The 24,450-nt window shown below is 60.6% G+C and carries 19 protein-coding genes and 1 tRNA gene; 8 read left to right on the forward strand and 12 right to left on the reverse strand.

Going from position 1 to position 24,450, the window contains the following annotated elements; translation table 11 throughout:
• Window positions 1-9: 9 nt before the first annotated feature.
• Window positions 10-1,497 (forward strand): pyruvate kinase, encoded by a 1,488-nt coding sequence (pyk, locus tag ACP7B9_RS03510; protein WP_425860811.1) that lies wholly within the window; start codon window positions 10-12, stop codon window positions 1,495-1,497.
• A 219-nt stretch (window positions 1,498-1,716) separates the two neighbouring features.
• Here the strand turns inward: pyk and ACP7B9_RS03515 are convergent, their stop codons facing one another.
• Window positions 1,717-2,319, reverse strand: coding sequence for an ANTAR domain-containing response regulator (locus ACP7B9_RS03515; RefSeq protein WP_044570822.1), 603 nt, complete (start codon window positions 2,317-2,319; stop codon window positions 1,717-1,719).
• A gap of 179 nt (window positions 2,320-2,498) precedes the next feature.
• Between ACP7B9_RS03515 and ACP7B9_RS03520 the strand changes: the two genes are divergently transcribed.
• Window positions 2,499-2,579 (forward strand) — tRNA-Leu (locus tag ACP7B9_RS03520).
• Window positions 2,580-3,166: 587 nt separating this feature from the next.
• On the opposite strand, the gene ACP7B9_RS03525 is transcribed toward ACP7B9_RS03520, so the two are convergent.
• From ACP7B9_RS03525 to ACP7B9_RS03550, 6 genes are all read right to left on the reverse strand, one after another.
• Window positions 3,167-3,790, reverse strand: coding sequence for a CocE/NonD family hydrolase (locus tag ACP7B9_RS03525; protein ID WP_425861753.1), 624 nt, complete (start codon window positions 3,788-3,790; stop codon window positions 3,167-3,169).
• 321 nt (window positions 3,791-4,111) lie between these two features.
• Window positions 4,112-4,567 (reverse strand): MaoC family dehydratase, encoded by a 456-nt coding sequence (locus ACP7B9_RS03530; RefSeq protein ID WP_425860813.1) that lies wholly within the window; start codon window positions 4,565-4,567, stop codon window positions 4,112-4,114.
• Between the two features lie 86 nt (window positions 4,568-4,653).
• Window positions 4,654-5,901 carry an acyl-CoA dehydrogenase family protein gene (locus ACP7B9_RS03535; RefSeq protein ID WP_425860814.1) on the reverse strand — a complete coding sequence of 416 codons (1,248 nt, stop codon included), beginning with the start codon at window positions 5,899-5,901 and terminating at the stop codon, window positions 4,654-4,656.
• A 1-nt stretch (window position 5,902) separates the two neighbouring features.
• Complete coding sequence (locus ACP7B9_RS03540; protein ID WP_425860816.1) at window positions 5,903-6,796, reverse strand: amidohydrolase family protein; 894 nt, start codon at window positions 6,794-6,796, stop codon at window positions 5,903-5,905.
• 1 nt (window position 6,797) lies between these two features.
• Entirely contained in the window at window positions 6,798-7,733 is a 936-nt protein-coding gene (locus tag ACP7B9_RS03545) for an SDR family NAD(P)-dependent oxidoreductase (RefSeq protein ID WP_425860817.1), read from the reverse strand.
• A gap of 414 nt (window positions 7,734-8,147) precedes the next feature.
• On the reverse strand, window positions 8,148-9,107 hold the full coding sequence (locus ACP7B9_RS03550; protein WP_425860819.1) for a helix-turn-helix domain-containing protein: 960 nt from the start codon (window positions 9,105-9,107) through the stop codon (window positions 8,148-8,150).
• 247 nt (window positions 9,108-9,354) lie between these two features.
• Here ACP7B9_RS03550 and ACP7B9_RS03555 point away from each other — a divergent pair, with 247 nt between their 5' ends.
• The 5 genes from ACP7B9_RS03555 (at window position 9,355) to ACP7B9_RS03575 (ending at window position 16,854) form a co-directional block, all read left to right on the forward strand.
• Window positions 9,355-11,736 (forward strand): alpha/beta fold hydrolase, encoded by a 2,382-nt coding sequence (locus ACP7B9_RS03555; RefSeq protein WP_425860821.1) that lies wholly within the window; start codon window positions 9,355-9,357, stop codon window positions 11,734-11,736.
• Between the two features lie 179 nt (window positions 11,737-11,915).
• A complete protein-coding gene (locus tag ACP7B9_RS03560) occupies window positions 11,916-13,442 on the forward strand; it encodes an acyl-CoA synthetase (RefSeq protein ID WP_425860823.1) in 1,527 nt (508 codons plus the stop codon).
• A complete protein-coding gene (locus ACP7B9_RS03565; RefSeq protein ID WP_425860825.1) occupies window positions 13,439-14,623 on the forward strand; it encodes an acyl-CoA dehydrogenase family protein in 1,185 nt (394 codons plus the stop codon). Before ACP7B9_RS03560 ends, ACP7B9_RS03565 begins: the two co-directional genes overlap by 4 nt.
• Before the next feature lie 35 nt (window positions 14,624-14,658).
• Window positions 14,659-15,855 (forward strand): thiolase family protein, encoded by a 1,197-nt coding sequence (locus ACP7B9_RS03570; RefSeq protein WP_425860827.1) that lies wholly within the window; start codon window positions 14,659-14,661, stop codon window positions 15,853-15,855.
• Between the two features lie 75 nt (window positions 15,856-15,930).
• Complete coding sequence (locus ACP7B9_RS03575) at window positions 15,931-16,854, forward strand: 3-hydroxyacyl-CoA dehydrogenase (protein ID WP_425861755.1); 924 nt, start codon at window positions 15,931-15,933, stop codon at window positions 16,852-16,854.
• Between the two features lie 947 nt (window positions 16,855-17,801).
• Here the strand turns inward: ACP7B9_RS03575 and ACP7B9_RS03580 are convergent.
• The 4 genes from ACP7B9_RS03580 to ACP7B9_RS03595 all read right to left on the reverse strand — a co-directional run bounded on the left by ACP7B9_RS03580 (window position 17,802) and on the right by ACP7B9_RS03595 (window position 21,016).
• Window positions 17,802-18,233, reverse strand: a complete 432-nt coding sequence (locus ACP7B9_RS03580; RefSeq protein WP_425860829.1) for a nuclear transport factor 2 family protein — start codon at window positions 18,231-18,233, stop codon at window positions 17,802-17,804.
• Window positions 18,224-19,030: an MBL fold metallo-hydrolase gene (locus ACP7B9_RS03585; RefSeq protein ID WP_425860830.1), complete on the reverse strand. Its 807-nt coding sequence runs from the start codon at window positions 19,028-19,030 to the stop codon at window positions 18,224-18,226. The genes ACP7B9_RS03580 and ACP7B9_RS03585 overlap by 10 nt, the downstream gene beginning before the upstream one ends.
• A 117-nt stretch (window positions 19,031-19,147) precedes the next feature.
• Window positions 19,148-19,642: a MarR family winged helix-turn-helix transcriptional regulator gene (locus ACP7B9_RS03590; protein WP_425860832.1), complete on the reverse strand. Its 495-nt coding sequence runs from the start codon at window positions 19,640-19,642 to the stop codon at window positions 19,148-19,150.
• Between the two features lie 426 nt (window positions 19,643-20,068).
• The gene (locus ACP7B9_RS03595) at window positions 20,069-21,016 is read right to left on the reverse strand and encodes a hypothetical protein (protein WP_425860834.1); all 948 of its coding nucleotides are present in this window, start codon (window positions 21,014-21,016) and stop codon (window positions 20,069-20,071) included.
• 140 nt (window positions 21,017-21,156) lie between these two features.
• On the opposite strand from ACP7B9_RS03595, the gene ACP7B9_RS03600 reads away from it, so the two are divergent.
• On the forward strand, window positions 21,157-22,899 hold the full coding sequence (locus tag ACP7B9_RS03600) for a serine hydrolase (RefSeq protein ID WP_425860836.1): 1,743 nt from the start codon (window positions 21,157-21,159) through the stop codon (window positions 22,897-22,899).
• A 118-nt stretch (window positions 22,900-23,017) separates the two neighbouring features.
• Here the strand turns inward: ACP7B9_RS03600 and ACP7B9_RS03605 are convergent, their stop codons facing one another.
• Entirely contained in the window at window positions 23,018-24,415 is a 1,398-nt protein-coding gene (locus tag ACP7B9_RS03605) for a PLP-dependent aminotransferase family protein (protein WP_425860837.1), read from the reverse strand.
• Window positions 24,416-24,450 lie beyond the last annotated feature (35 nt).

Below are 24,450 nucleotides of genomic sequence, written 5' to 3' on the forward strand. Positions count from 1 at the left end.
GTAGGTACATTGAGACGCGCAAAAATTGTTGCGACTTTCGGGCCGGCAATCGCCAGCTATGAAAACACACTTGCGGTACTGGAGGCGGGCGTAAACGTAGCCCGCATGAACATGAGCCACGGCGACTACACCGTGCACCAGAACACCTACGACAACGTACGAAAGGCTGCCGAGTCACTGGGCAAGCCCGTTGCCATCATGGCTGACCTGCAGGGTCCCAAGATCCGTTTGGGTCGCTTTGCCAATGGCGAGGGCTACGCCCTGGCTGTTGGTGATGTCTTCACGATCACCACTGAAGATGTCCCCGGTACCAAGGACATCTGCTCCACCACGTTGAAGTCACTTACCGAGGACGTCAAGGTTGGCGACGTCATGCTGATCGACGATGGGAAGGTGTCCGTTCGGGCAACCGCCGTTGACGCCGTGAAGGTTGTCACCGAAGTAATCGTTCCGGGCAAGGTTTCCAACAACAAGGGCATCAACCTGCCCGGTGTTGCTGTCAACGTTCCTGCCTTGAGCGAAAAGGACGAGGACGATCTGCGTTGGGCACTTGCGTGCGGCGTGGACCTGGTTGCGCTTTCATTCGTGCGTGACGCTGCTGATATCAGCCGTGTTCACGAGATCATGGATGAAGAAGGCCGCCGCGTTCCCGTCATCGCCAAGATTGAGAAGCCGCAGGCCGTTGCGAACCTCGAAGCAATCGTTGATGCGTTTGACGCCATCATGGTTGCCCGTGGTGACCTCGGTGTGGAGCTTCCCTTGGAAGATGTCCCGCTGGTTCAGAAGAAGTGTGTTGAAATGGCACGCCGCTGGGCCAAGCCCGTCATCGTGGCAACCCAGGTTCTTGAATCCATGATCGAGAACCCGCGCCCCACCCGTGCAGAGGCTTCCGACTGTGCAAACGCAGTGCTCGACGGCGCGGATGCAGTTATGCTCTCCGGCGAGACCAGCGTTGGCTTGTTCCCGATCGAGACCGTCAAGGTCATGGCTCGCATCATCGAGGCCGCCGAAGCCGAAGATGGCATGAAGCTCATCCCGAAGCTGGCTTCCGAGCCGAAGACCCGCGGTGGCGTCATCACGGCAGCTGCCGTGCAGATCGCCAAGCAGCTGGATGCAAAGTACATTGCAACGTTCACGCAGTCCGGCGACTCGGCTTACCGCCTGTCCCGCCTGCGCCCGGCCAAGCCGGTTCTGGCCTTCACACCCGTGGAGAGCGTACGCAACCAGCTGGCACTGGCATGGGGCATTGAGCCCGTGTTGGTTCCCATGGTTGCCCACACGGATGCCATGACCGAGCAGGTTGACGCAACCCTGTTGGAGAAGGGCCTCGTTAGCGAAGGCGATTTGGTTGTCATCGCAGCCGGTTCCCCTCCCGGACAGGCTGGTTCCACCAACCTGGTCAAGGTTCACAAGGTTGGCGACCTCGCCGACTTGGGCAAGGCTGCCAATGGCGACCGTGCCAACCGCGAAAAGATTGGCCCCTGGCCCGTTGGCTAGCATTCGCTAGTCCCGTTAGGGAACGACGGCGGCACCCGCCCTGCGCTTTATGCGTTGGGTCGGTGCCGCCGTCGTACGTTAAGGGGAAGTTGCAGCGGGAACAAAAAATGACACCGAATCCCACTAGAGGATTCGGTGTCATTTTCGGCTGACTAGCCGCTGGTCAAGCCTGTTCCTCGCTGGTCGAGCTTGTTTCTCGCTGGTCGAGCTTGTCGAGACCTAGTTGACCTGGTTGATGATGGTCTCGGCGACTTCGCGCATGCTCAGTCGGCGGTCCATGGAGGTCTTCTGGATCCAGCGGAAGGCCTCGGGCTCAGTGAGGCCCATCTTGGTGGTCAGGAGGCTCTTAGCGCGCTCTACAAGCTTGCGGGTGGCGAACTGTTCCTGAAGGTCGGAGACCTCGTTCTCGAGTGCCTTGATTTCCTCGTGGCGGGAGAGCGCGATTTCCAGGGCCGGGATGAGATCGGCAGGCGTGAAGGGCTTGACAACGTAGGCCATGGCGCCGGCGTCGCGTGCGCGCTCAACGAGCTCCTTCTGGCTGAAGGCGGTCAAGAGCACGACGGGTGCAATGCGGGCCTTGACGATGATCTCGGCGGCCGTGATGCCGTCCATGACGGGCATCTTGACGTCCATGAGGACCAGATCGGGCTTGAGTTCTTTAGCGAGCTCAACGGCCTTCTCACCGTTGTCGGCCTCGCCGACCACGTCGTAGCCTTCGCCACGGAGAATTTCCATGATGTCCAAGCGGATCAAGGTTTCATCCTCGGCAACAATGACACGACGTGCGGGGGAGGTGGAGGATGACTCCGTCTGTTCAGACACAAAAAACTCCTAGGTAGAGGTGAATTACACCACAATTTATCAAAATTCGGGCCTTGGAGGGCTTCGATTCCACAAACTACCCTATCTCCATGTAGAGTGGTTGCGCGCACTCGTTCGGAAGTGATTCATGAATGAGAGCGTGATCTTCGTAACGGTGATCATTTGATCGCTTTGCTAAGGCCCAAGTGGCGGAACGGCAGACGCGCTGCACTCAAAATGCAGTATCGAAAGGTGTGTGGGTTCGAATCCCACCTTGGGCACGCTTGACCCCCTGTTTACAGGGGGTTTTCGTGTTTAAGTGTTGACACGATGTTGACAAAAGGTCTTCCTCGTTTACAAACGCCCCGAAATTAGTTAACAAACAATTAACATTCAAATTGGCCGATTGCGCCCCTGAGGGGTCCCGTTATACGGCGACCTGACACTCCATCGCCGATTTAGCTGTTTGTAATTGGCGGCTCCCTTGTTGAATGTTCAGTGAAATTTTCCTTTCACGTAGTTCATGGTTCGCGGGAGGCTTAACTACATGACCGGGATAGGGAATGGTCCAGAAATTGAAGATTTCTTCCGCGAGCAGCTGTGCGGGTGACCAATGCTTGCGCGTGCGATCCCAGACTGCGCCGCGGCGCCTTGAACGAGACTGAGCAATCGCATTGTGCCCATCAGACCGTCTCGCTGCCCAAGGGCGCCAACAAACGGTACCGTCTCGCTTTGCATAGGCAACCAGGTAGCGCCAGTATTCGACCAAGATGAGAACCGCCCTGGTCAACGCATCGCGCTAAACGTTAACTAGGGCGGTTCTGGGACCGCGTCTTGAGATTCGGTGAGTTCCTCGGGGTTGTTCGCGTCAGCGTTCGATGATCGGAAGAAGCCGTCGGCTGGGGTGCGCGGGGCTATGGTGGACGCGGTTGGTGGCCACGATTGCGTCGTCGATGGATTCGCCTGAGATGAAGCTGTCGGTATTGGTGTTGTGGTCGAAGCGGGGGAAGTTGCTGCTGGAGATATCGAGGCGTAGCCGGTGCCCGGGCAGGAAGGCATTTGAGGTGACTCCCATTATTACGGTGACTTCGTAGACCTCTTCCGGCGTCAGGGCAGTGGGGTTGGAAAGGTCCTCTCGATAGCGGAGACGGAGGATGCAATCGCAGAGGTTGATTGCTCGGCCGTCGGGGAAGACGTCGACAAGCTTCGCGGTGATGTCCGTGTCCACGGCGCTGGAGGACACGAATACCTTTAGCTCGACGTGGCCGGTCACCTCGAGGGACTCATCAAGGGCCGACGTCACGTAACTAAGGATGTCTTCGCGCCCGTCAACGACGGACCGGTGTACGGGGCCGATCAGCCCAGGATCCAGAGGGAACAGTGCTCCACCGGCTGTGGAGACGGGGTTTCGAGGGTCGTAGGCGAACTCGTCGAGCGAATCGGCCGGAGAAGCTAATGTGATCCCAAGGGTCGATGAGCAGTCGAGACTAATCGCGGGCGTCGTCGGAACCGCTCTGCGTGCGAACGCCGATGAACCCTTCGACTGTCCCGTTGATCTTCAGGTCGTACCGACCTCCAGTCGAAAGAACTGGCACCGTCACCTTCGATATAAACTCCGGTCCCGACCAGTCCGCAATGAGCAGACAGTCATGGACACCTCGGGTTTGTCGGCGCGGACTCATCCCGACAGTCGTGGGGTTGGTCAATTCAGGTGCCTAGACATTCGTCAGTGACTTCCATTTGCGCGGTGTGATCAAATATGGGGCTGCGGTCTTGTTGCCGATTTCGGGACGACCTCGCTGTAGGCCCGGGTCTATTTGTAAAAGCGGGCGAGGAATTCGGCCACGACGGCGGGGCGTTCCTGGCCTTCGATCTCGATGGTGGCGCTGACTTTGATCTGGGCACCGCCCTTGACCTCGGTAACGTCGGCGATGGCGGCCTGCATGCGGATCCGTGAGCCGACCTTGACCGGGGAGGTGAAGCGGACTTTGTCCAGGCCGTAGTTGACTTTGGTGGTGACGCCATCGACGTCGAACAGCTCACTCCAGAACGGGATGATGAGTGAAAGGGTGAGGAAGCCATGGGCGATCGGAACGCCGAACGGACCGTCCTTGGCCCGTTCAGGGTCCACATGGATCCACTGGTCATCGCCGGTTGCGTCGGCGAACTTATTGATCTGCTCCTGCGTGATCTCCCGGTATTCCGTAACGCCGAGATCGGCGCCGGAAAGGGTGAGCAGTTTGTCGAAGTTTACGACGAGGTTGGGCATGGTGTCCTCCTGAAGGAATGGGTTGGGTAAGGGGCTGGCCGACGGCGGCGGCGGTGCGGGTTGCTGCTTCGGTGGATTGTGGCGGGTCAGCGGGTGAAGGCGCTTTCGCCGGTGAGGGACCGGCCGATGATCAGGGCGTTGATTTCGTGGGTGCCCTCATAGGAGTAGACGGCTTCGGCGTCGGCGTGGAAACGAGCGACGTCGGTCGTGAGCGTGATGCCGTTGCCGCCGACCACCTCGCGGGCCAGGGCTACGGTTTCGCGCATCAGCAGGGATGTTTGCATCTTGGAGAGGGCCGAATCTTGGTCCCGGTAGATGCCTTTGGCTTGTTGTTCGGTCAGTCTGATGACCAGTGACAGGGAAGCGGTGACGTTTCCGAGCATCCGGGCGAGTTTTTCCTGGATGAGCTGAAAGGAGCCGAGTGGGCGCCCAAACTGCTGCCGTTGCGTGACGTAGCGCAGGGCGGCCTCGAACGCGCCCGCCTGGATTCCGGTCGCGATCCAGGCGACATCCGAGCGCATGGCCTTCAACATCGCGGCGACGTCCTTGAAGGAATTCACGTTGTGCAGTCGCATGGATTCGGGCACGTGGACCCCGTTCAGGGTGATGTTGGCGTTCTGCATCATCCGCAGGGCGGTCTTACCTTGGATTTTCTCCAGTGTCACGCCGGCGGCCTCCCGGTCCACGAGGAACGCCTTGACCTGGCCGTCGGAAGTGTCGCGGGCAAATACTGCCAAAACGTCCGCGGTGGCGGCGCCGCCGATCCACCGTTTGGCGCCGTCCAGTACCCAGCCATCGCCGTCGCGGCGGGCAGTGGTGGACAACCCGCCGGCGATGTCGGAGCCGGATTCCGGTTCTGTTAGGGAAAAGACGCCCTTGAGCGAGAAATCAATGACCTTGGGCATCCATTCGGCCTGTTGCCGGGCCGAAGCGCCCACCCGGATGGCGGTGCGGAACAGCCCTGCCTGCGCAGTGTAGAAGGTCGCCAGGGAGGCATCCGTGCGGGCGAGTTCGAAGATCCGAAAACCGTGATAAATCCCCCGGGCAGGGGTATTCTCCGGACCCCTGAGCTCGGCGGGTTCCATCAGGTCCAGGTCGATCAGGGGCTGCGCGATTTTTTCGGGAAATTCGCCGCGCTCCCAGTACTCTGCCAGTAGCGGCTTCGCCTTTTCATCGAGGAAGACCCGCAGCCTGCCGAGCACACGGCGCTCGTCGTCCGTGAGGAGGGACTCGGCGTCGTAGTAGTCGCAGACGCCGTATAGACGATCCTGCGCAGTTCCCCGCTGAGCTGTCGCAGTCGTCCGCCCCGCGGTCAGGGTGCTTTCGGTGCTCATCTCAACCTCCGAGTCCGAGTACGCGGACGGCGTTGTGTTTGAGGATCTTGGGCCGGACCTCGTCCTTGAGCGGCAGGTCCGCGAAGGCTCCCAGCCACTTTTGCGGGGTGATGAGCGGGAAGTCGGTGCCGAAGAGGACCTTGTCCTGCAGCACCGAGTTGGACAGCCTCACCAAGGACTCCGGGAAGTACTTGGGCGACCAGCCGGAGAGGTCGATAAACACGTTGGCCTTGTGCGTGGCGATCGAGTTGGCCTCGTCCTGCCACGGCACAGAGGGGTGGGCCATGATGATCTGCAGCTCCGGGAAATCCGCCGCGACGGCATCCAGCAGCAGCGGGTTGGAGTAGCCGAGCTTGATGCCGTACCCGCCGGGCAGCCCGGCGCCCATGCCGTTTTGGCCGGTGTGAAAGATTGCCGGCAGGCCGATCTCCTGCAAGGTCTCCCAGAGCGGGTAAAACTCTTCGTCGGAGGGGTCGAAGCCCTGCAGGGACGGGTGGAACTTGAAGCCGCGGGCGCCGAGTTCCACGGCTTGGTGCTTGGCACCGACTATCGCGTCCTCCCCGGTCCGGGGATCGACGCTGCCGAAGGGAATCAGGACGTCATTGTTCCCAGCGGCGCCGGCGATCAGGTCCGGGATGCTGTTGGGCTCATGCTTAAGTTGAGTCCGCGCGTCGACGGTAAACACGACGGCGGCCATGTTCAGTCCGCGGTACATCTCCGCGATACGGTCTAGGGACGGGGTGCGGTCCTCAGCCTTGAAGTACTTCGCGGAGGCCTCGGTCAGGGCCGGCGGTAGGGATTGATGGTCGTGGCCGTCCACCTCCAGGTGGACGTGCATGTCGATCGCGTCCAACTTTTCGACGTCGAGCCCAAGTTCATAGCGCTGGGCAGCCATCTCAGCGTGCCTCCACGGCTTCGGGCTTGAGGTGGTCAGGGAGTGGTGGCAATTCCTCGCCGTAGCCCTGTAGTTTGTCCCCCAAGAGTTTTCCAAAGTTCTCCACCAAGTCCGCGTAGCCCCAGCCACCCTTGCGGTATTCGGTGGCGGCGGCTTCCGGGTGGGTCCAAAGCTGCAAGCGGTCCCCGCCCGCACCGACGGCCTGGCCGGTGATGTTGGCAGCCTCATCCGAGGCGAGGAAAGCTATGAGTCCGGCGACGTCGTCGGCTGTTCCGAAACCCAAGTCATGGCGGAAGAAGTCGGGCATGGCCTCACCGCGCTCGTCAGCTTCGACGGCCTTGTGGAAGTACGGGACGGTCTTGGTCATCGCGGTGGCGGCCACCGGGATGATGGCGTTGACTGTGACGCCGGCCTTCTTCATTTCCAGTGCCCACGTGCGGACCATGCCGACGATCCCGGCCTTGGCCGCGGCATAGTTGGTTTGGCCAAAATTCCCGCGCTGCCCGGTGGGGGAGCCGATGGTGATGATCCGTCCGGCGACGTTGTTTTCCTTGAAGTACGCGAACGCTTCGCGGACGCAGGTGAAGGTGCCTTTCAAATGCACATGGATAACCAGGTCGAAATCCTCATCCGTCATCTTCAGCAGACTCTTGTCCCGCAAAATGCCGGCATTCGTGACGAGAATATCGAGGCGGCCGAAGGCCTTAACCGCGCCTGCGACCAATGCCTTAGCTGCATCGGTGCCACCGACGGGTACCACGACAGCGGTGGCACGGCCACCGTCGGCTTCAATCTGGGCGACGGCCTTGGCTGCTGTTTCGGCGTTCACGTCATTAATGACAATTGCGGCACCTTGGCGGGCGAGTTCCCTTGCGTAGGCGAGGCCGAGGCCCTGCCCACTTCCGGTGACGATTGCTACTTTTCCTAACAGGCTCATGTCTGCTCCTTTGCACTGTGCCTTGCGGCGGATCTCTTGGGGAACCGGGGGTGAGGCGCCCGGCTCCTTGTCCCTGGTCCACGAGGACACCAGATCATTTGATGAATGAATTGTTTATTTGTCTATTTGTTTATTGATATCGGCAGGCTCGACGAAGGGAGCTCGGAGTGTCGCGGTGGGGGATGACTTGGGGCAAATTTGTGCCATGCCCCTAGAAGGGCTGCTCTGCCGATGTGGGCTCAGTAGCTGATGACCCGGCACCCACCACAATGCAATCCACCTTTTTATCTTCCATTTCGCAACCTCTAGGACCGGGTGGTGATTCAGCTCACCACATCAGCTTTGCTCTAGTCTTGCCTGAAGGCAGAGGCGGCCGCTTGCCAATTTGTGCAGCGACCATGACAAGCAGCGCAATCAATCCGAGGAGGGCGCTGACCGTGTCCGGAACTGGGGCATGACAGTCGTGGGTGGAACGCCAAATTCCTTTTTGAAGGTGCGGCTGAAGTGGGCGGTGTCGCTGAATCCCCAACGGAAGGCGACCGAGGTGACTGTCGTTGTTTCCGAGGCGCCGGCCAGGTCGCGGCGGCAGCGCTCCAGTCGCTGTTGGAGGATCGAGCGGGCCACAGAGGTATCCGACTCGGCGAACATCATGTGCAGGGTGCGTACGGAGATCCAATGCGCGGCAGCGATGGAACCCACCGAAAGCGCTCGGTCCTCCAAATGCTCGGTAATGTACTTCTGAATTTCGGCAAGGAGTGTGGCACGCTGCCCGGACGAAGCATCCTGGTCGGGGGCAAGAGCGCTATCCAACAGATCGAGCAGGCCATTCACTGCCCTATTCATCGCGTCGTCGCTGAGCTGGTCAAGTTCGCCAGCGATGCCACGAAGCTGACCAGCCACTAGGGACAGTTCACCCGAGCCGGGGCTTGTGACAAGGGGGCGACTGCGTTCCAGCGTTGACAATATGGATTTAGGTACTCGCGTCACCGGCATGAGCAGCGAAAGTTGTTGGTGCTGGCCGTAGCTTTTGAAAGTCCCGCTGCGGTCACCGCCCCAGACGAACAGATCACCGGGATTGATGGTGAACTGCTCGCTTCCGTAGGTGCAAGCCATTTGGCCACTGAGATGCAGCTGGATGCCCACTAACCCGGCGCCCGCAGCGGAAGGCACATGCCGACCCTGGAATGCCGAGCAGCTCACCTCGGCAATCTTCAAATTGCCCATGCCCCGGTAGCGGATCTTGGCCGAATACCCCCTCTCCACCGGGGTGGAGAGGTCCCAGTCCATATGTAGAGCCCGCATCTTCTCCGACCAAGCCGCAAACCGTTCGGGTTCCGGAATCGGGTCGGTGGACCAAGTCTGTACTTGCGTCATCGATTGTCTCCTTCGACATCTGCATGGATTTCCGGGGCTGAACTAGAGCCGGCACTTCTGCCTTGGACTGTTCGCCGAAGCGTGCACGGAGTGGCAAGTCCGATTGCACGGGAAGTCATGCGAGCTAGATCACACTCACCATACAGTGTGTCTCAGAGCATAGGCGGCCCAGTCGGGAGCGGACACAAGCGCACCACGGTTCCCTCCATCAAAACCGCACCGAAGAATTCACTTCATAGGAGAAGTCATGGCCCAGACCACTGAACATGTAGACGTCCTGATCATCGGCGCAGGACTGTCAGGCATTGGAGCAGCGGCGCACCTGGTCAGGGAATGCCCTGGCAAGCGGTACACCGTCTTGGAATCACGCGGAGCCATCGGCGGAACCTGGGATTTGTTCCGCTACCCCGGTATCCGCTCAGATTCGGACATGTACACCTTCGGCTATGCGTTCAAGCCGTGGACGGAACCGAAGGCCATTTCCGATGGGGCATCGATCAAACGATACATCGAGGAAACCGCTGATGAGTATGGGATCAGCAATCAGATCCGCTTCCACCATCGCGTCCTGTCTGCACGTTGGTCCACGGCCGATGCATACTGGACGGTGACCGCAGAGCGGACGGACACGGGGGAATCCCTGGTCATCACCGCCTCATGGATCATCGGGGCCACCGGCTACTACAACTATGAGCAGGGCTACAAGCCGGCATTCGAGGGCGAGGACCGCTTCAAGGGGCAGATCGTGCATCCCCAGCATTGGCCCGAGGATCTCGACTACGAGGGCAAGCGTGTTGTCGTCATCGGAAGCGGAGCCACGGCTGTGACGCTGGTGCCGAACCTTGCCGAGAAGGCGGCGCACGTGACCATGTTGCAACGCACCCCCACCTACATCGCCTCCGTCCCTGCAGTCGACCCGCTGGCCAACGTCTTGCGGCGCGCGCTGCCCGCCACCGTGGCGTATCCGGTGCTGCGCTGGAAGAACCTTCTGAACCTGAACCTGAAGTACACGCTGAGCCGCAGCAAGCCGGATATGGTCCGTGCGAAGATCCGCAAGGACACCATCAAGCTGCTTCCGGCTGGCTACGATGTCGACACCCACTTCAACCCGCCCTACAACCCCTGGGACCAGAGGCTGTGTGCGGTCCCTGATGGCGACCTATTCACGACACTGCGCAATGGCCAAGCATCGATCGTGACCGGAGGTATCCGCACTTTCACCGAGACCGGGATCGAACTGGAGTCCGGTGAGCACTTGCCAACCGACATCATCGTGACCGCCACCGGGTTGAACCTGCGGTGGCTCGGTGGAATGACGTTGAGCGTCGATGACGAGACGATCAACATCGGCGAGCGCTTCGCCTACAAAGGCATGATGATCTCCGGGGTTCCCAATTTGAATATGGTCTCTGGATACACCAACAACTCTTGGACACTCAAGGCGGATCTGGTGAGCCGATACACCTGTCACCTGTTGAAGCATCTGGACGCAAATGAATATGTTTCCGCGACCCCGCTCACCCCCGTGGGTGAAATCGCCAGCCCGTTCCTGGATTTGGACGCCGGCTATATCCGGCGCGGTGTGGGGGAGATGGCCAAACAGGGCTCCCGCGTGCCGTGGCGGCTGCACCAGAATTACATTAAGGACATCAGGCTGTTCAGCACCCGCCGGCTCGAGGACGGGAGTATGAGTTTTCAGGGTCGGCAACCCGGCGGAGAACTCTCAGTAAACGCACTGAACGACGGTCTCCACGCCCTCGCTACCCGGACCATTGAGGTAAACGGTAGGCAGGTTCGCTACCGCGACGAGGGGGAGGGTGTCCCTGTCGTCTTGGTGCATGGGATCGGCCGCAGCCTCGAGGACTGGATCGAGCAGCACGAGCTGCTCGCCGATAAGGGACTGCGCGTATTGAGCGTAGACCTTGCCGGATATGGAGAGTCCGAGCCGTTGGGGGAGGCCTATTCGCTGCCTGAGCTGGCGCGCTTCCTTGAAGCCTTCCTGGACGCGGTGGGCGTCACCGAGCCGGCACATCTTGTGGGTAATTCCCTCGGTGGTGCTGTTGCGATGCAGTTGGCGGCCCGATCGCCGGAACGCGTGCGCAGCCTGGTGCTCGCCAACAGCGCAGGTTTCGGCCGGGAGGTCGCACTGCCGGTACGGATGATGTCGGTCCGACCGTTGGGCAAGCTGCTGTTGAGTAAGCCCAGCACCGCCTCGGCGCGCAGGCTCGAGCTCAGTCTCTTCAACGACCCGCAGTTGGTCACGGACGAGCGGGTGAATCTGGGATTCCGTCTGGCCTCCCGGCAACACGGGAGCTGGGTGTTCCTGGACACCGCCGCAGCCCTTGGCACGTTCCGCGGCACCCGTGAAGAGTGGCGCAAGGAGCTGATGGACAACTTAACCGCCAGCCGCGTGCCGACCTTAGTCATCTGGGGCGAGGAGGACAAGATTTTCCCGTTCGCCCACCTCGCCGCCGCGGCAGATCAGCTCCCGCACGCCATCACGCATGCCTTCCGTGACACCGGGCACATGCCGCAGATTGAGCGGGCCCCGGAGTTCGCGAAGTTGATCACCGGTTTCTGGAACGGTACGCCCGCCCGAGTTGCGTCCCACAGCAACAGCGCTGGCTGATCAGTCCCAAACCGTCACCGGGGAGCAGGAATCCCCAATCCGCGAATCCTGCTCCCCGCACGGGTACCGTCGCATGCCTGGGACGCGCTCCCGGTCTGGTCCTTGGCTTCCATTGACCCCTTAGCGTCCATTGACGCAATCTCGATGACAGACCCCAACCGAAAAGGAAAACACCCGAAATGTCGAGTCTTCAGAACCTGGGACTCGGGTCTTGGCCGCGCCGCCGCGCATTGCTCAGCCCCGACAGAGTCGCCTTGGAATTCGAGGGAACGGTACTGACCTACGCCCAATTCGCTGCCCGCGTGGAGTCCCTTTCCGCATGGCTGTCCCATCACGGAGTCGGGCCGGGTGACCGGGTGGCCTATTGGGGCGCAAACCATGTGGCACTGCTTGAAACACTGTTCGCCAGTACCCGGATCGGGGCGATCTGCGTGTTGGTCAATGCCCGGCTCGCGCCGGCGGAAGCGGAATACATCCTGCGGGATAGTGCTGCGTCCGTGCTGTTCTTCGGCCGGGACCAGGCCGAAGCCGTGGGGCTGATCGCCGCGGGGATCCCCGCTGATGTACTGGTAGACGTCGACGGCACGGGCGCGGGGATGGCCTACGCGCAGCTGCCTGAGGATGCGGCATCGGTGCCGGAGGTCTGCTGCAGTCTCGATGACCCGGCCTTACTGATGTATACCTCCGGCACCACCGGACGTCCCAAGGGTGCGGTGTTGACGCATGGAAACATGTTCTTCAATGATGTCAACGTCCTGATTGAAAACGACATCCGTCCTGACGAGGTCTGCCTGGCTACCGCTCCGCTGTTTCACATCGCTGGGCTCAATGGACTCGTGCTGCCCACGTTCCTCAAAGGCGGCACCGTCCTGGTGCAGCGGCGCGTGGATCCCGGGCAGATGTTCACCGCGATCCAGGATCGGCAGGTAACGAGCTTGTTCGCGGTGCCGGCGATGCTCGACGCCCTGGCCCACCACCCGCTGTTCAATCAAACTGACCTGTCCGCGCTGCGCACCATCATTGTCGGAGGCGCCCCGGTGCCCGAACGCACCCTGCGGGTCTGGGCTGGACGGGGTGTCGCCGTCCAACAGGGCTACGGCCTGACCGAAACCGCCCCGGCAGTGCTCAAACTCGCAGCCGAGGACGGGATCCGCAAGGCCGGATCGGCTGGCAAGCCGCAGTTCCTTGTCGATGTCCGCCTCGTTGCCCCCAACGGGACCTTGGCAACACCCGGGGAAATCGGGGAAATCCAGACGGTGGGACCCAATGTTTTTCACGAGTACTGGAAACGCCACGAAGCAACAGCTGCCGCATTTGACGACGGGTGGTTCCGCACCGGGGACGCAGCCGTCCAGGACGAGGACGGCTACTTCTGGATTCGGGACAGGTACAAGGACATGTACGTCTCGGGCGGAGAGAACGTGTACCCGGCGGAAGTGGAGTCCGCCCTGCTGAACGTTCCCGGGGTAGCCGAGGCCGCCGTCATAGGGGTTCCCGATGAACAATGGGGCGAAGTCGGCAAGGCTTTCATCGTGCTTGAGGACGAGGTTGAATTCACTGTCGAGGACATCCGTACGGCCGTCGGTCAAGCCTTGTCCCGGTTCAAAATCCCCAAGCAGATCGAGTTCGTCGAACAGATGCCACGCACATCCACCGGCAAGCTGCTGAAAACCGAGCTACGCGCGCATCAAGGAGTTTCCCGATGAGCACCACCACAACCGCCACGCAGATCCACGACCTGCTGCGCTTCGAGACACTGCTGGATCCGGCGGAGGGGGCGGTACTGGAAGATTTTCGTACAGCCCTGGACAGCCTGGATGACACCACGCTGAACCGAGCCTGGGAGAACGCGGAATTCCCGTTCGAATTTGTACAACCATTGGCAGAGTCAGGCCAACTGGGTCGGCACCTGCACACAGGAACGGAACCCAGTCACCTGCTGCGGGGGATGCTCACCGCAGAACTGGCCCGTAAGGACGCCTCCCTGGCCACCTTCGCCGGGGTCAGCGGCTCACTGTTCGGCCTCTCGGTGCGCCGCTTCGGTTCGCCCGCCCAACAAGCCGCGATCCTGCCTGCGGTGGCCAACGGCACTCTAGTCGGGGCGTTCGCGCTCACCGAACCGGGCTCGGGTTCCGACATCGCCGGCGGCATGAGCACCACGGCCCGACGGGAAGGGACCGACTGGGTGATCAACGGTGTTAAACGGTGGATCGGTAACGCCACCTGGGGCCATCAAGCTGTCGTGTGGGCCAAGGAGCAGGGCGGGGAGGGTCGTTTCCTGGGGTTCATCGTCCCCACAGACACGCCGGGATGGTTGGCGGAGAAGATTGACAGCAAGTACAGTCTGCGCACCGTGCAGAACGCCCACATCACCCTCACCGACGTCCGTGTCCCGGACACGGCCCGGCTGCCCGGTGTCAGCTCATTCCGGGAGATTTCCGAGGTGCTGAAATTTACGCGTCTGGAGGTCGGCTGGACGGCACTGGGCAATGCGATCGGGGCCTTCGACGCGGCTTTGGCCCACGCCATCGACCATCACCAATTCGGCCGCCCGCTGGCACGGTTCCAACTTGTGCAGGACCTGCTCGTCCGATCCGAAATAAACATCACCGCCTCTCTGGGAGTCTTGGTCCAGGCCGCCCGGCTGGCCGACCGGGACGAGTTGCAAGAGGAACACGCCTCACTAGTGAAATTGATGGCCGCCTCGCAAGCCCGCCAAACCGTCGCCCTGTGCCGTGAGGTGCTCGGCGGAGATGGCATCGAGCTGGAAAACAAAGTCATGAAGCATTTCATGGACGCCGAGGCGATCTACACCTTTGAGGGCACCCACCAGATCAACACACTGATTGTTGGCAGGGCCCTCACTGGGATCTCCGCCTTCGTCTGAAACCAGCTGCAATGAAACCCATAAGGAGAACCACCGTGCGCCAAACCGTCCTCGTTTCCTACGCCCGCACCCCGATCGGCAGGGCATACAAGGGTTCCTACAACGACACCCCGGCTCAGGCTCTGGCTGGCCACGCCATCACACACGCGGTCCAGCGCGCCGGACTCACAGCAGGAGATATCGAGGACGTCATCTTGGGTGCGGCCCTCCAACAGGGTAGCCAGGGAATGAACTTGGCCCGGCAGGCCGCCCTCCGCGCAGGGCTGCCTGCCAAAGTGCCAGGGATGACGGTGGACCGGCAGTGCGCCTCCGGACTCATGGCTATCGCCCTCGGCGCGCGCATGATCGAAGGAGGTGACGCCGACATCGTTGTCGCCGGTGGAGCCGAGTCCGTGTCCCTCGTGCAGAACCAGCACTTCAACGCCCACCGGGCCCAGGACCCATGGCTGAAAGCCAATGTTCCAGGCCTGTACTCCAGCATGCTCGAAACTGCCGAGCTGGTTGCTAGCCGCTACCGAATCTCCCGCGAGGCCCAGGACGAATATGCGGCCGAGTCCCAACGGCGCACCGCCGCGGCCCAGCAACGAGGGGCATTCGACGCCGAGATCGTGGCCCTGCCCGCTCACCATGGCGCTTTGCAGGAGCGCGAACAGACAGGCGAGGTCGCAATCTTGTCCCGGGATGAGGGAAACCGTCCGGAGTCCACCTTCGAAACGCTGTCCAAACTCAGCCCGGTGATGGATCGGGATGGCAATCAACCTGGCCGATTCAGTGTGACCGCTGGCAATGCGTCCCAACTTTCCGACGGGGCAGCCGCCGTCGTCCTCATGGACGCAACCGAGGCATCCCGCCGCGGACTTGAACCGCTGGGCATCTTCCACGGTGTCGCCGTCACCGGCTGCGCGCCCGAGGAGATGGGCATCGGCCCGGTCACCGCCGTTCCGAAACTGCTTTCCAGACACGGGCTGGCCGTCGAGGACATCGACCTCTGGGAACTCAACGAAGCATTCGCCTCCCAGGCCCTCTACTGCCGCGACGCGCTCGGTATCGACCCGGAACGGTTCAACGTCGATGGGGGAGCCATTTCCATTGGCCACCCCTATGGTATGAGCGGTGCTCGCATGGCCGGGCATGCACTGCATGCAACCCGGCAACGCGGCGGCAAGTACGCCGTGGTGACCATGTGCATTGGTGGCGGCATGGGCGCCGCCGGGCTCTTCGAGGCATTCTGAGCCACTCATCTTCCCCAGATCACGTCTCACAATGACAAACGTCCCGGTCGAGGGGGCACTAGGACACGCCTCCACATCGACCGGTGGCATTGGTGGAATCGCCATTACGGCTTTCTCGCCAGCACTTACACCACTATCAAAGGAGTCACCATGGAAAACCTCACAGTGCTAGGCACCGGCGTCCTCGGATCGCAGATCGCCTTCCAAGCCGCCTATCAAGGCAAGAACGTCGTCGCCTATGACCTTAACGACGAGATACTGGCCAAACTGACGGCTCGTTGGGAATACCTCAAGCCCCTGTACCTTCGAGACCTGCCCGAGGCCACCCCAGAAAAGCTTGACGCCGCAGTGAGGCGAATCCGTACCTCCAGCGACCTGGCCGATGCCCTGAAGGATGCCGAGATCGTCATCGAGGCTGTCCCCGAAGTTCTGCAGATCAAACGCGACACCTGGGCTAGGGCCGGAGCGCTGGCGCCAGCGCACACCGTGTTTGCCACGAACTCCTCAACACTTTTGCCCAGCGACATCGCAGATGCCACGGGTCGTCCGGAAAAGTTCCTGGCCCTGCACTTCTCCAACGAGGTCTGGCGCCAGAACACTGGTGAGATCATGGGACATGCTGGGACCAACCCGCAGTACCTGGACACCGTGGCCGTCTTCGCCGAGGAAATCGGCATGATGCCCATCAAGCTGAAGAAGGAACAGCCTGGATACATCCTGAATTCGCTACTGGTTCCGTTCATGACGTCGGCCGCAAAGCTTTACGTGCGCGACGTCGCCGACGTGGCAGTCATCGACGCGACGTGGCGCAGGGCCACGGGCGCACCACTTGGCCCGTTCGAAATCTACGACATCATCGGCATGGAAACCCCGTACAACCTCAACATCCAGAGTGAGGACCCGGAGCTGCGGGAATTCGCGGACACCCTCAAGCGCAACTTCATCGATCAGGGACGGTTGGGACGCGCAACGGGGAAGGGGTTCTACGACTACGAGTAGCCCGGTTCGAGGGCTGTTCCTGAGCGGCATGATGGTTTCTGGAGGTTATCAGCCACGTCCCTGGCAGGCGGACTAATTTTCGCTGCTATTGCGTGTGATCCAGCTGTGACTCTTAGCTTCATTTCGTCTCGACGGTGCCCCATACCTGGCGTACGGCTATGGGCAGCCCAATAGTATTTCTGCGGTCGAAATTGGCTCAGAATAGTAGGTTCGATGGGGTGTGTTGACAGTGTCAACACATTTCCTTCCGGACTGGCTCGTACTGCGTCGTACTGAGCCGTACTGCCGCGGTGGTTGGCTAACTTCCGCTTGTTTCCGGGAGCTAGAGTCTGTTTCGAATCCCACCTTGGGCACATTTGTTCGAAGAAGAACTCCTGGAAACAGGGGGTTTTCTTTGCTTAAAACCTGCCACTTTTATTTAACGAAGAATTAACATGGGATCTTGACTGGTTGCTCCCTGAGGGGTCTTGTTATGCGGCGCCCAGGTACTCCGATCCCGATTTAGTGGTTTGTCATTGGCGGCTCCTTTTTGAATGTTCGGTGAAATATCCCTTACACCTAGTTCATGGTCCGCCGAAGGCTTAACTACATGACTTGGGGTGGCAAGCAGTCCAGGACCCGAAGATTGCTTCTGCGTGCAACTGTGCCAGCGACCAATGCTTGCGCCTGCTTTTACGGACTGCGCCTCCACGCCCTAGAAGAGTATGAGCAATCGTATTGTGCTCATAAGTCCGGCTCGCTATCTGCGGGCACCAACAAGCGTCCCCGTGACTTCCAGAACCCGGGTAGGCGGAAACTCATGGCTCTCGCAATGTGTGGAGTATGTCAGGGATTTGAGACGTTCATGCTGGAGGGTCTGCCCAAGCTGTCAACTAAGCCTTGGGCAGACCCGCTGGAGGCACCGGAACGATTTGCGTTGGCGCCGCCAGCCGAGTTTGAACTGTGTGTCAGGCTGTGGGTTGACTTGCTTCGGCGACCAATGCTGTATCGACGAACTGTTCGAACCGGACAATGAGTCCTCCCCGAACGATGAAGTGATGGGCTACCCTCACGTTCAGAGGCTTTCCCGTGGCCCGATGGGTGGCTGTGTACCTAGCCAGTACCACCACGTTTTCACCGTCGACGACGTAGCTATCGTCGTGCGCGGCCCAGCCTTCCCAGTCCTTGCCCAGGACTTCCATGACATTGGAAGTTACTCCAGTGGGGGTCCGGTAGGTTCCAGCAAGCGGGAAGCCTGCCATTTCGGTCCACTCGACATCCGGGGCCATCGTGGCGCGGAGCGCATCAAGGTCTCCCGCTGCGGAGGCAAGGTACTGCCGGCGAACGACGTCGCGTGGTGCTGTTGAAAGTGCGGGTTCAGTGGTGTTGGTTAGCCCCATGTCATTTCTCCCTTTGCGACCTTTGGTCCGATTTGCGCGGCAATAAGCATCCCGGAATTAGGGTAGCTTTCGATCAGTGCGGTCGTGGCGGCAGCGCCGTCGGGGGAGTGGGCAATGATGCTCTCAAATTCCTTGAGGTAGGCCCGCGTGTAGTCAATTCCAGATGCGTCATTGGCCGTTCCTGGCAGGCGGTGCCCGGCAATGACGAGCTCCGGATTTAGAGCCTGCATTTGATCCAGTAGGTCAATCCATGCCTGACGCTGTTCCGGAGTGGCTGTGTCCGCGGTCCATACGTGCTCGTTTTGGAAAACCAGAACGCCACCTAGGACTGCCTTATAGTCGGGATTGTAGAGGTAGTGCCGGTCGGGAAGGATTTCTGAGCCGCCACGAAGTTCAAAGACGTAACCGTCGATCTCTAGGTCCTCTGACGTCAGAGGCTTGATCGCGGGCAGACGTGTGGGAAGATTGGCGCCCAATGCCGCCCACGCCTGCAGCTTGCCCTGGTAGCTGGCTTCTATGTGCTCAATCACGATGGGCGTTGCCAATATCGTGGCCGCCGGGAACGCATCCGCAATGACTTCCAGGCCGAAGTAGTAATCAGGATCGGCATGGCTGACGAAGACAGTTTCCAATTCTTTGCCTGAGTCAAGAATTGCCGCTACAAGTCGGTGTCCGTCGGCGCGAGTAAAACCGGCATCGACAAGCAAGGCTTTGGTAGGGCCTGTGATCAATGTTGCTGACTTGTTGGGTGAACCTGCAGGGAAGTCGAGGTCGAAGACCTCAAAATTCAGTGACATGCGGTGAACCTTTCTCGGATGAACCCGGAAACCCGGGATTGAGTCGCATATTGCACGCTCATTCAATTCCAACAATAGCTGACTAGTCAGGTATTCCCAAGGGTCGTTGCGTACTGATCATGGCATGCTTGGCAGCTGTTGCGCAGCGTTTTTGCTGATCTTTTTCAAGGCGGTACCAAACACTTTCGCCTCCATGGGAGTGAGTAGATTCAACATGTATTTTTCGATGTTCTCTGCGTGACGCGTACTGGCCCGGAGCAACACGCTTTCACCGTGGTCGGTGAGTCGAATCAGTTGCACTCGGGCATCCGAGATTGAACCTTCCTGGTCAACTAGTCCCAGGGCTGTAGCCCGCTGCACCAGTCGAGTGGCGCCACCGGAGGTGAGGACTCTCGCCTCGGCGATGGCCCGCACAGGTAGCCCCTCGTCTCCGGCTCTCGCGGCAAGAAGGAGGAGCTCAAAGATGGAGTGAGTGATGCCGATCTCTTGCTCCAAATCGCGGCCAAGAAGATATTCGAGGCGATTCGCTGCGCCAAGAAGACGCCCAAATACCAAGACTCGATGATCATTGGAGGCCTCTTGACCGGACCTAAATTCCATAGCATTGTTCACAAACTAACCATACGCGAGCCGGAAAACAGTCAAGGCTACAGCCGGCGCATTCACAGAGCAGGCCGACCGCCTTGATCACTCTAGACCCCGTGAATGTTCGGTGAAATTTCCCTTACATCTGGTTCGTGGTGCGCCTGAGTCCTCCTGATGGATGCCCGGCCTTGCCTCTGGTGGCGGCCTGTTCCTTCTCGGTCGCGGGAGCCCCGATTGTATGGTGTGGGAATTTATGAAACCTGTCCTAGCTGCGCAGGCCGGGACCAGGACCAAAATCTGTCTTTCCATGAGAGTAGGGGGAGTGGCCCTGGAAGGCCTGGTGCCCAGTGATTTCACCCCCAGTCCTCAATGACGTTGTGCTTCGATACGTCCCGAAATTTGTTTCCCTTCTTCGATCGGTCCTGACGCGACGGCTGTGGAGCAAACCACCGCTCAACGTGCGGTTGGCTTCCCGTCCGCGGCCCACGCCACGCCCAAGGCGAACAATGTCGATACGCCGTATTGCTCCATCGCCGCCGCAATGCGACGCCGCCCCGTTCGCGGGTTGATCCCGAGCCTGCGAGATGCCGCGTCGAGAGTGATGCCCTGCTTCATAAGCACAAGAAGCGGCGCCCACGGCTGCTCCACACCACCGATCGGCTCGCCGCGACGCCAGAGCTCGCGGAACAGGCTTCGTCCCAGCTCGGCGAGGGCCGCGTTACGGACACCAACCACGCTGGACGGCCACCCCTCGCCCCATTCGACCGGCAATGCGAGCACGTCGCCGTCGATCCAGAACCAACTCGGAAGGTCGTCGAGAAGGCGGAATTCCACCCCGACGGCCGCGTAGCGCTCGGCGATCGCCACGAGCCGGGCGTCCTCTGCTATGGAACTCGGGACAAGGGTTCGCACCGATCGCTTGCCGGCGAACATCTCCGCGAAACGGCTGGCGCGCGCGGGATCGGTCTGCAAGTAGCGTCCGAGATCGGGAAGTACTGACCAGGCGGTGTCGCTCCCTTCCCGTGCGATGTCGTACCAGAGGTCTTCTGCCGCCTTCGGCCCATGTCGGACGAAAACGGGAACGAGATCACCGGATGCCTCGCCCACAGCCCAGTGACGGAGCAACGTCGGCAGGTCTGCCACGAGCGACTCAATTCGCGAGGCGGCCTCGTCCGCCGTCTGCCGCATCGCATGCACTTCGCGTTCGACAACGTCGGCCGTCCACATCGCCGGCGTGGCATACGCGATTGTGCCATCGCGCACGGAGACCGCACCTCGCAGCGCGAGACGAGCAACGGCGTCGGCGGTCTCACCCTCATCGGCGTGCGCGGTGGTGGAGAGCTCCGCCACCGTCTTAGGTCGGCTGCGGTAAATCAGTTCCAGCAGTTCCTTATCATTCATGTCCACCTCCGGAGCGTGTGGACACCATTATGGCGCATTTGACCGGATCCGGACGCCCTCTAAAGGTCACGTCCGGAAGCGGTGGTTGTTTTGTCCGCTTCTGTCCATGCACAATTATCATCATTGGGGGATCGGATGCCATGGCTTCGTATGCTCGCGTAGGAAGCCATGGCTCCGCTAGCAGATTGTCAACCGGAGGCAGCGACATGAACGGCATGAGCAGCACGAACAAGGGCATCGTAAGCATTGTCGCAGTCTCGGCGGTGGCAGCACTCACGCTGGCCATGACGGCGTGCACGGGGAGTGCGCCCGCGGCACAGTCGTCCTCGAGCGGGCCCGCCGTCATAGTCGGTGAAGCACCCAACCAGGACGTCGTCGATCTCTACACGGATCGAGACACGGCTGTGGCTGCGGCCGTCGCTGCGCTTCCGCAGTCCATCGAGAAGGCGCTCAAGCAGACAGGAGTGCCCGGCGCAGGAGTCGCTGTCGTCTCCAACGGTAAAGTCGTGTTCGAAAAGGGTTACGGTGTGCGGGACCTGACGACGAAGGAACCTGTAGACGTCAACACCGTGTTTCAGATCGCGTCTTTGTCCAAGCCCCTCTCCTCGAGCGTTGTGGCCAAAGCGATCACCGAAGACGCCAATCTGTCCTGGGAAGATCCGGTCGTCAAATACCTCCCAGACTTCGCGCTGAACGATCCGTACGTGACCGAGCATGGAAAGATCGCCGACTTCTTCTCGCACCGCACCGGCATTCCAACCGGTGCCGGCGATAAACTCGAGGACGTCGGCTTCGATGTCGACTACATCATGGCCCACATGAACCAGATTCCTCTGGCGTCGTTCCGCGACACTTACCAGTACTCCAACTTCGGGCTGACGGTGGGCGCCGAGGCGGTCGCGGCGTCGCGCGGGCAAACGTGGGCGCAGACCGCGCACGAACTGCTGTTCGAGCCGCTCGGCATGACTTCGACAACCACCGTCCACGACGAATACCTCGCCTCAGATGATCGCGCGGCGATGCACGCCCGTACCGGAGAAGGAAAGTACGAGCAGCTGTTCGACCGTGACGCTGATGCCGAGGCTCCTGCCGGCGGTGTCGCCACCACTGCCGGCGACATTGCGAAGTGGATGAATATGGTGCTGGCCAACGGCGAGGTCGACGGCGCTGAATTCATCGACCCGCTCGTGCTGGCAAAGACCTATTCCGCCCACTCGATCACCGGTGGCGATGCCAGGAACCTGACATCGCGCACCTCGCACTACGGCTTCGGTACGAACGTCAGCGCCACCGTGACCGGCCGCGTCAACATCAGCCATTCCGGCGCATTCGGGTGGGGTACCGCCACCAATGCCACCATGATCCCCGATCTGAACCTCGGGATAGTCGTGCTCACGAACGGCGCGCCGTCGGGCGTTCCGGAAGCGATCGTTTCGGAGTTCGTCGACCTCGTACAGTTCGGCGCGGTGACGCGCCCCTGGTTGGACATGTTGTCTACCTTCTTTGAGGATTTCGCCGACCCGGCGGGCGACCTCGTCGGCCAGGAACCGCCCGCAGATGCCGCGGCTGCGGGTCCGGCCGGCGACTACGTCGGCACGTACACGAGTCCGTACTTCGGCAAATTCGTCGTCACCGAGGAGAACGGTACCCTCACCGGGGTGCTCGGTCCCGAGGGCGGCTACACGTTCAAGATCGATCCGTGGAACGGCGACACGCTGTCCTTCGTTCCGACGGGTGAGAATGCGCTCCCCGGTTCACTCTCTTCGGCAGTCTTCGTCCGCAAGGGCGGCCAGATCAATGGGGTCACCCTTACGTACTTCAACAAGTTCCCGGAGCATGGGCAGGAGCCGAACGGGCTCGGCGAGTTCACCCGGACCGACTGAACTGCGGATCCGTGACCCGGAATGGGTCGTGCAATAGCGAGTGATCACCCCTATCGGACGAGACCAAACAACAAGGGAACTCGAGGCTCTAGTAAAGGACGTCGGAACCCGTTGGCTGTCACGACGTGGAGTCCAGCAGATTGGCCAAAATCCCGAGCGCTTTGGTTAGTTGGAGGTCAGTGACAGCCCCGTAACCGATGATCAAGCCGTTCGTTGGAGTGCGTTCGGAGTAATAACCGGCCAGGGGTACAACGCGGACGCCCTGCTTCAGGGCTTCGCCGGCCAGTTCTGCGGCGTTGGGCTTTTCAAACCGGATGACCGCATGAAGCCCACCATCGAGAGCGGAAAGTTCCAGGTCCTCACGTGACCCCAGACGGTCCATGATCAGGGAACGGCGGTGTGAGTACTCGCGTCTGGCGCGGGTGATGTGTCGGGAAAGCCCGCCTCCTTGAATGTAGTGGGCAAGGGCTGACTGCAGGACGCCAGATACCGGGGTGTCCAGTGCTTCGCGTGTTGCTTTGATCCGCTGTCCGGCAGAGCCGCGTACCACTAGGTATCCGCAGCGCAACCATGGGCTCAGGGTTTTCGAAAAGGTTCCCACGAGCACCACATCGGCATTCGTCGGCAAGGAGGCGACGGCAGGAAGGGGCATTCTGCTGTGACGGAATTCGCTGTCGTAGTCATCTTCCAACACGAGAACCCCATTGGTATCAGCCCACTTCAACAGGCCCAGCCGTTCTTGGACGGCCATTCTGCCTCCCAGTGGGTATTGGTGACTGGGTGTTATGAGGACTGCATCAGGTATCTGTCTGATCTTTTCCAGCTGTGAACTTCGCAGACCATTTTCGTCCACGGGAATGCTGAGCAGTCGCGCACCGGCTGCGCTCATGACACGACGGGCCGTGGGGTAACCCGGATCTTCCACCATGATGCGCGGATGATCTCGCCGTCCACGGAGCATATCAACGACGAGGTGAAGCGCATCGCTGGTGCCGCCGGTGATGATGATGTCCTCCGGTTCCGCATTGAGTCCTCGGGACACTGCCACATGTTGCGCGACGGCTTCCCTCAGCGCCAACGTCCCTAGGGCTGGTGGCAGGAGCGTGGTTCCCTGTTCCGAAAGGGCTTCCTTCCATGCGTGGCGCCATTCCCTGTGGGTGAAAGGGGATGCGGACGGGCGCCCCGGGGTGAGATCAATCAAGTCACCGTGGGGCGGGCTGCTGCTTGGCCGCTTCTGAATCAATGGCGGGCTTTGAATGTCAGGGCGGACCGCCACTCTGGTCCCGCCAGCTCCACTTCCTTCGAGGAATCCCTCGCCGGACAATTGTTCGAACGCCCGGACAACCACCCCGCGTGAAACCCCCAATTCTGAGGCCAGTCTTCGGGTAGCGGGAAGGGTGTGTTCGGGTTGAAGAAGGCCCTTGAGGATGGCAGCGCGTAGTTGGTTGGCCACCTGCGCGGCCAGATTAACGGAACTCTGCCTGTTAAGTTCGATAGGTATTTCAGCTTCGCCCATTGGACCTCCAGAGTTGGTGAATCTTGGACCTAGTC

The sequence above is a fragment of the Arthrobacter sp. TWP1-1 genome (assembly GCF_049897845.1).
Taxonomy (GTDB): Bacteria; Actinomycetota; Actinomycetes; order Actinomycetales; family Micrococcaceae; genus Specibacter.